The sequence below is a fragment of the Haemophilus sp. SZY H35 genome (assembly GCF_018829705.1).
GTDB lineage: Bacteria > Pseudomonadota > Gammaproteobacteria > Enterobacterales > Pasteurellaceae > Haemophilus > Haemophilus haemolyticus_K.
Genome location: NZ_JAHKJZ010000004.1, coordinates 98,422 through 104,915, shown reverse-complemented (window position 1 = coordinate 104,915; position 6,494 = coordinate 98,422). Strand labels below are relative to the sequence as shown.

At 38.5% G+C, this 6,494-nt stretch carries 6 protein-coding genes; all 6 read right to left on the bottom strand.

Features of this window, described 5'->3' with window-relative positions; all coding sequences use genetic code 11:
- Window positions 1-2,920: ESPR-type extended signal peptide-containing protein (locus KP710_RS08300; RefSeq protein ID WP_215771099.1), on the bottom strand; the 2,920-nt coding region annotated here is incomplete at its 3' end.
- Window positions 2,921-3,602: 682 nt separating this feature from the next.
- Complete coding sequence (locus KP710_RS08295) at window positions 3,603-4,283, bottom strand: hypothetical protein (protein WP_215771098.1); 681 nt, start codon at window positions 4,281-4,283, stop codon at window positions 3,603-3,605.
- A complete protein-coding gene (locus KP710_RS08290; protein ID WP_215771097.1) occupies window positions 4,283-4,609 on the bottom strand; it encodes a hypothetical protein in 327 nt (108 codons plus the stop codon). The genes KP710_RS08295 and KP710_RS08290 overlap by 1 nt, the downstream gene beginning before the upstream one ends.
- 230 nt (window positions 4,610-4,839) lie before the next feature.
- A complete protein-coding gene (locus KP710_RS08285; RefSeq protein ID WP_140529131.1) occupies window positions 4,840-5,184 on the bottom strand; it encodes a hypothetical protein in 345 nt (114 codons plus the stop codon).
- Window positions 5,185-5,236: 52 nt separating this feature from the next.
- Window positions 5,237-5,530, bottom strand: a complete 294-nt coding sequence (locus KP710_RS08280; protein WP_048953029.1) for a hypothetical protein — start codon at window positions 5,528-5,530, stop codon at window positions 5,237-5,239.
- 58 nt (window positions 5,531-5,588) lie between these two features.
- Window positions 5,589-6,494 (bottom strand): hypothetical protein, encoded by a 906-nt coding sequence (locus tag KP710_RS08275; RefSeq protein WP_215771096.1) that lies wholly within the window; start codon window positions 6,492-6,494, stop codon window positions 5,589-5,591.

Genomic DNA, 6,494 nt, shown 5'->3' with positions numbered 1-6,494 from the left:
TATCTGATTCAACAACTGCTTTAGTGCCTTTGCCATCTACAAAGTTTACAGTGTCATAAGGTTTTACAAAATCCTTCGCTTCACCATTGTTTTGTAAATTCCAACCTGCATTCAACACATCAGATACGGTCGCTGCATTATTACCTGCATTTTTTACCATATCCGCTGCCTCTTCTGCTGTCATGGGTGCTTTAGTCACATTTTCCGGTGCGGCATCAACCACAGTTCCATCTGGCATGGTAACTGTTCTATCTTCATCATTTACCTTAGGTAGGTTAGGTTTTAAATCAGTAATACTGCTTCCGCCTAAGCTCACACCTTCAGGTTTAAAAGTCATAGTGGTTCCATTTCCACCAATACTTGTAATATCGGTTAGCTCAGGGTTTAAAGAATAAGTAAAGTTTTTACCATCCTGTTTTAACTTGATGTTTTTACCCGCTTTGAACGTTACTGTATTACCAGCTTTCACGCTCTCAATGCTTGTCTTGTTATCATCAGTAAATTTACCGCCATCTTCAGCACCAGTTACTTTCCAGAATGCATTGTTAATTGCATTAGCAACATCCCCTACGCTCGCGACTTTCTTGTTATCGCCTGCCTTAGGTGCAACTTGACCAGAAGTTTCATCATTTGCTGGTGATACTGGTTCTGCAAATCCACCAGTATTGACTTTGATGCCATCCTTACCAACAGTAATACTATCGTCTGCTGCTTTAACGTCATATTTAATATGGCTTACTTTACCATCAGTAGTGACATTAACGCTCGTACCGTTCCCATCAATAAAATCAACAGTGTCATAAGGTTTAACAAAATCACGTGCTACACCTTTTTCTGTTAAGTTCCAACCAGCATTCAATACATCGCCTACAGTTGCCGCATTTGAGGTATTAGGTGCATCAGCTCCCTCTGGTAATGTACCTAAAGTTGTAGGGGCTGTAGAGCCATTTTTTGCACCAGGTAAGTTACCTGCGATATTAGCCAATGCCATAGGGGTTGTAGTGTTATTACCAGCATTATTCATTGAGGCAATTACATCACCTGCTGACACGGGGGTTTTACCCGCAAGTGGTTTTCCTGTTGCAGGATCTAAATCTCCAGTTTTATAGAAGTCATTTCCAACTTTAACCAGCTTAGCACCATCTTTATTGGTATAAACCACTGGCTCTTGTTTATTTTCAACACGATCCATCAATGCATATAATTGAGAACCATTGATTGCATCTGTAGAAGTTGGAGCAACAGCACCTGCAGCCAAGTTTTTAATTTGACGTTCTTTACCAGCTTGACCAATGCTTACATAGTGACCATCGTCAGCAGGTTTTCCAACAAAACCAGAATAAGTAAAGTTAGGGCCAGCAATAGTACGAACTGTTGCATCATTTACAGCTTGAACTGCATGAGACGCACCTGTTGTTCCAACTACTTCTGTTGAGCTAGCGCCCAATACAACTGAATTTGCTGTTGTTAATTTAGTAATATTCGAACCTAACGCTACTGAATTAGCGCCACTTACAGCTGTACTACGACCAATAGCAATAGCTTCCTTACCACTTACATTTGATCCATGACCGATAGCAAGTGAGCTAGTTGAAGTATCACCTGTTACTCTAGCATCTGTACCTATTGCAATCGAGTTTGTAGAATTTACATTCGTGATATTTGATGATCTACCAATAGCCAAACCATTTTGTGCATACGATTTTGCTAATGTTCCTATAGCAGTCGAGCTTTCACTTAATGCTTCCGCTTGAGCACCAACTGCGAGAGCAAAATTTGAAGTAATTGAACTAGGAATTCCTTTTGCTGTTAGTGCACGAGTAAGATCGTCTTTGGTTCTTTCTAATGTTAATTCCAAGCGTGCAACAATAGCATTTAAGTTACCAACATTAAATTTATTATATGCAGAAGCATCTTTTGCAGCCTGCTCATTCCAATAAGCTAATCGTTCTTTAGCTTTGGTTAACTCAGCTTCAACTTGTGTTTTTTTAGTATTTAATTGAGTAATCATTGCATCAGTATATCCACCAGCAACTGAGCGATTACCTAAAGCCAAAGATCCTTCACCATACGCTCTAGTTGAATTACCAACAGCAACGGCTCCTCTAGCTGAATCATTTAATCCAGTAGATGCATTTACACCAACAGCAACAGAATCAAAACCACGAGCTCCAGACTTATAACCGACAGAAGTAGTATAAGTACCTGTAGTATCATTCGTATTAAAACCTAGTCCTCGGTTTGCATAGTCAAGCCATTGAGTTGATGATCCTGACAAGGTACCAAGAGCCACAGCACCATTGGCATCTGCTGCAGCAATAGCACCAAGGGCAACGCTCCCGTTTTTATTTCCCCCAATCATGGAGTACGCACCAATCGCTGTCCCACCATTTTTTACAGCATTCCATCCTGACGGATCTGCTATATCAGCTCTAGCACCGATCCCCAATGCAATTGATGGGCCTGCGACCTGAATTCCATACCCAACCCCAGTACTCATAGAATCTTGGCCACCACCACCTAGTAGTGCACGATGACCTATCACTACATCTGCAGAATTTCCTGTTGCAGTATTTCTAATATTATTACCAATTAATATTTCACCATCACGAACGAGACTAGATGTACCAATACTAATTGTATCTCCGATAGTAGAAGTCCCACTAGTCTCAGCGGTAACAGTCCCACCGTTTGGCTTTACATAAATATTTGTACCATTGATACCAATACCATTATTTATAGATGTACTAATTTTTGCAGCGAAACTATTACTTGCAATAACAGAGGAACCTACAACTAAAGAGGCTAACATAACCTTATTAGTTTTTGATTTGGTTTTACCTTTTGCTGAAGCAAGTTCAGAAACCGCTACCCAAGATTGCGTTGCGTGATTCCAGATCACACGGAAAATTTTGTTCATAAAATCTTTCCTTATGTTAAAAGGTTGTAAAATAATCAAAGCTGTACATTTACAATAAACAGCTTTGAAGATAAAAAATCCGGTGCTGATACTATCAATAAAATGAGTATAAGTCGAGCAATTTTACAGGTATTTACAATTCTTTACATATGTAAACGCTTACCTCTATAGTATAAAGAACATATTTTTAATATATGACATCCTATCTTTAAAAAACTACCTATATAAATGCAAAAAAGCTCGTCAAATTTGACGAGCTTTTTAACTTACATAAAATCGTATTAATACAAATTACGCTCGTTTGAAGTCAATGTGAACCAATTTCAAAACACCAAAATTTTATAAATAAAATCATACTATTAAAAATCTATAACGCCTGTAATTTCCGAAACTATACACATTTTTCCGAAATTAAAAAAGTTACAGGGCTATAATAATGCTATTTTTAAATTAAAAAAAGTGAGATTTTATTTTGATTTAATCGCACTTTTTATCGCTACTCTTGTTGCCGTCCGAAAATTTTGAGAAACATAACCGTTAAAAGTGAGAAATCTGAAATTTTAACTAATTCCCATTTTTAGCGGTTAAAATTCGCTAAATTTGAGAAACAAAACGCCCTTTAAACTATCATTAGAGGGCGTTTAAATTATATAAGAAACGGCAGAATTACTCTCCGTTTGTCTTAAACTCTATCTGGCCAAGGGTCGGATGTTGTCCACATCATTGCGGGCGGTCTTAAGTTTTTTGGGCCAATGTCAGGTATTGCCTCATTGCCTTTTATTTTAGGGTCTGCGTGATAAGGCGTGAATCTCATAAAATTAGCATCGCCTACCCCTCCCACATAAATACCTGCAACTGCTCTATTTGTATCGTCATCATATAAGCTAAATCCACAAGAGTCATCTGATCTAAATCCAAGCGGAATCCCACTTGTACCAATAACTTCAACTCTTCCTGGCTGTCTTGGTAGATACCCTTTTTCGGTTTTACCCAAATAACCAAACAATCCCCATTGAAGACCACCCATATGACATGATACAAGGTTGCCTTGCCTGCGGAATTTAATGTAAGCACCAGGCTTTAGGTTTTTAGTTACAGCATTAACCAAACCTGTATCACCATCTATCACCACCCATTTCTCGTTGCGTTTTTGCCATTTCCAGGCTCCGACTCCACCGCCATCTGATGACTCATAGATAGTCCCGTTAGGCTCATTGCCTTTTATTTTGGGCTCCTCTCCTGTTATTTTGTTGCCTGTTGTATCGGGCTTATCAGGGCGACCTCTACCAAGCACGACGGTCATAGCCTTAATATCTCGCCCGATTTGCTCAATGACCTCGGGCAGTTGTTGCAAAAGCGTCATTAGCTATTTTTCCCACGTTGATAAGCTGCCTTTAAGTCCATTGCTTTTAGCGCGTTAATTTGCTCAATCACGCCATCTAGGCTCGATTTAAATTCAGTGAGTTTGCTGGTTAATGCCTCTGGTGTACTGCTTCCGCTTGCTTTGAGTTTTCGTAATTCCTCTGCGAGCTCGCGGAATGTATCTAAATCGGCTGATACCTCTCCGCCTAACAGGTCATTTTTAAGTTGGGTTATCTTTGTCTCAATTTGAGCCAAAATATTTTTGTCTTGCTCGCCTAAGTATTGAGCAAACTCGGTTAAAAGTTGTTGAATAGTTTGTGTTGTCATAGTTGTAGTTGTCCTATTTTGTGAGGATTAGTAGAAAGACATTGCCCTGTTCCAAAGGGATTGAGACTTTCATAGTCGTCCTATTTTGTAGTTGAGTATTAGATCGTTGATATTAGGGATTACGGGCGTGTATTGTTGATTGGTTAATTTAACCTTGAATACCCTCTTGCCTATTAGTTTCACCTTTATTTTGGGTTTATCTCTAACTTTGATCGTTATTGTTTTATCCACTAACCCACCTCTCTAGTCACATCTGCTAATAGAGCAAAATCTCCCCCAGCTAACGTGCGTACTAGTTGATTACCGTCAATGCTTTGCAAATCCCATTTAGCACTTTCCCAAGTGGCATTTTCGGTTTTATCATGGCTTATGCTGACCTTAATCAGGTTATTCTCGACAGTAATATCACCAGTTTTAGTGGAGAGTTTGATGATTGGCTCGCTTTTCTTAGTTGGCTTAATATGTAAATCAAACCGATACCCACTAAAATCAACCGCACTTTCATCTTCGTGCGTGACTTCAAACGCCCACCCTTCGTCGTCTCCACGAATCATTTCCAAATCGATTGTTTCCATTTCCCCTCCAATAAAAAACCGCCCGTAGGCGGTATCTCTAATAATTAGATGATTAGATAACAATCTGTCCTTGCTCTTTTAAGTAAGCATAGATGCGTCCTAGATCGATTTCCTCCGTTGTTTTGCCAATGTCATCTTGAGTTAATGGCTGTCCAAAAATGCTTTTTGCTGCGGTTGGATCAATCCATTTATATTCCGAGATGATCGGAGTAAAGTCTGTCACTGCACCATCATTGTCTGTGCCAGTACCAAGTACATATTTAGCATTAATTGAGCCGTCCTCTTGTCTTGAGTATGCAGCAATCACTGAATACATTGGGTTTAAGATTTTGTTAAATGTTGTCATAGTTTTGTCCTTATTTAGATAAAAATAAAACCCAATCGATTGACTGGGTTACGGTTGCTTAAAATTCGGCTATAAGCAGGAGTGGGTTAATTATGCTCAGGTTTGAGTAATATTCGCTAGATTGCGACGGGAAAGAATGTTTTCTACCAGGGATGGGCGCAAATTCAGTTGTGGCTAAAATTTTAACAGTTCCATCTTCTTTTACGACAGGAATAACCTCTCCGGCTTCAAACGTGGCTCGCTGATTCCACGATCGGCATAAATCATAATATCCAAGAGGTGAAACTAGGACAAACTCATTATCCCCTAATTTTGTTGAACTGCCCTTTTCTATATTAGACTTAACATGATTAAGATCACTATAATTAATTTTAGATGAACTTAAAGCTGTATTATGGATACGCAAACGCTTTGCATAACCTTTACTGCTATTACAATACTTACAATTTCCGCTCTCATCATAAACTGCAATACCATATTCTGGCACATTTTTTATTCGTTTTAGAGGGACAACTATTTTTAATCTTATTCGAGCGCTTTTTAAGCTTTGATTATTAAAATATCTCCCATCTAACCAGTGGTAAGTATAAGGATTATAAATTTTAACTCCCTCAAAGTTTTCATAGCTAGAAGCAATGGTAGAGACTATTCTAATTTGAAATTTACCATTATATTTTCTAATAAATGGTCGGTAATAATAAAAAAAGCCATCTATATTAAATTTATCGTAGTGCTCCCCACTAGTTTGTTTCTGGCCATCAAAATATTTAATAAAACTTCGATTAGCGAAAACAAGAATCTCATCTTCCGAATAGTCATTCGCATTAAGAATATCGCCATTTGGAATGTCCCACCATCCTTGTGCTAATTGACCACTTACGTCAATGTCATGAACGCAAACAAGTAGCTTTTCATCTGTCATTGAAAAGTTTTTCCCAAAAAGTTGAATCCCAAACTTATCCAT

Bases quoted from the DNA above. Each gene is read 5' to 3' on its own strand.
- KP710_RS08285 (WP_140529131.1), bottom strand. From the start codon at position 5,184: ATGGAAACAATCGATTTGGAAATGATTCGTGGAGACGACGAAGGGTGG.
- KP710_RS08275 (WP_215771096.1), bottom strand. From the start codon at position 6,494: ATGGATAAGTTTGGGATTCAACTTTTTGGGAAAAACTTTTCAATGACA.
- KP710_RS08290 (WP_215771097.1), bottom strand. From the start codon at position 4,609: ATGACAACACAAACTATTCAACAACTTTTAACCGAGTTTGCTCAATAC.
- KP710_RS08280 (WP_048953029.1), bottom strand. From the start codon at position 5,530: ATGACAACATTTAACAAAATCTTAAACCCAATGTATTCAGTGATTGCT.
- KP710_RS08295 (WP_215771098.1), bottom strand. From the start codon at position 4,283: ATGACGCTTTTGCAACAACTGCCCGAGGTCATTGAGCAAATCGGGCGA.